Origin of the sequence: Streptomyces phytophilus (assembly GCF_013870535.1) — a bacterium.
GTDB lineage: Bacteria > Actinomycetota > Actinomycetes > Streptomycetales > Streptomycetaceae > Streptomyces > Streptomyces phytophilus.
Window position 1 is genome coordinate 1 of the sequence record NZ_JACBXC010001693.1, and the last position, 1,064, is coordinate 1,064.

At 71.7% G+C, this 1,064-nt stretch carries 1 protein-coding gene; it reads left to right on the forward strand.

Annotation, left to right across the window (positions count from 1 at the left end; all coding sequences use genetic code 11):
* The first annotated feature begins 188 nt into the window (after positions 1–188).
* On the forward strand, positions 189–824 hold the full coding sequence (locus tag H5J30_RS35270) for a hemerythrin domain-containing protein (RefSeq protein ID WP_181791865.1): 636 nt from the start codon (positions 189–191) through the stop codon (positions 822–824).
* Positions 825–1,064: the final 240 nt, after the last annotated feature.

Genomic DNA, 1,064 nt, shown 5'->3' on the forward strand with positions numbered 1-1,064 from the left:
TGCGGCGGGTGGATGCGGACATGGTGGTGGTCACTCCCAGGGCCGGGTCGGTGGCATCCGACGCTAGGGACCCGCCGTACAGCGGGACATGGGCCCAGCACCCCACCCAGCGGTGGACCCAGCCCCCCCGCGGCGCTCACATTCCGCGTTGCTGCTCCGTCCTAAGGGTGAGCAAGGGAGAATCGATCATGAGCGACACCATCGACTTCACGCTGATGTACGCGATGCACGACGCGCTCCGCCGCGACCTGGAGCACATCGCGAAGGCGGCAGAACGCACCGACGACGACCCGCGCCGCATCCTCGCCGCCGCGGCCGGGTGGGAACTCTTCAAGAAGGTCCTGCACATCCACCACACCGCCGAGGACGAGGCGCTGTGGCCCCCGCTGCGCGACGCCCTGGCGAGTCGGCCTGACGACCTCGCCGTCGTGGACGCGATGGAGGACGAGCACGCGCGGATCGACCCCCTCCTCGACGCGGTCGACGCGGCTCTGGCCGACCGCGAGCGGGGGCCGGAGCAGCTCGCGGGCCTGGCCGACGAACTGGCCGTGCAGCTCACCGCGCACCTCACCCACGAGGAGGACGTCACGCTGCCGCTGATCGAACGGACGCTGACGCCGCCGCAGTTGCTGAACTTCGGCGGCGTCCACGCCGCCAAGGGCGGCGCCGACGGGCCGGTGCTGACGGCGTGGATGCTGGAGGGCGCGGACGAGAGGACCCTGGCGGCGACGCTGGCGATCCTCCCGGAGCCGGTGCGCGCGGCGTACCGCGACGAGTGGCGGCCGGCGTACGTGGCGCAGGACTGGTGGGGCGCGGGCGCCTGACGTCGCTCTCTGTGCCGTACGGGCCGGAATTGCTCATTCCGGCCCGTACGGCCGGCCTCCGGGCATTTTCGCTTCGGATGTCACATCGGCCGGCTCTGGACGGTCATCATCTGGACGGAGGTGTCAGAGGGAGGACTCGACCGGATGGACGCACACGACTGGCTGGCCGAACGTTTCGCGACCGACCGCCCCGACCTGCGCCCCCTGGCCTACCGGCTCCTCGGCCCGGCAGACGACGGG

Bases quoted from the DNA above. Each gene is read 5' to 3' on its own strand.
- H5J30_RS35270 (WP_181791865.1), top strand. From the start codon at position 189: ATGAGCGACACCATCGACTTCACGCTGATGTACGCGATGCACGACGCG.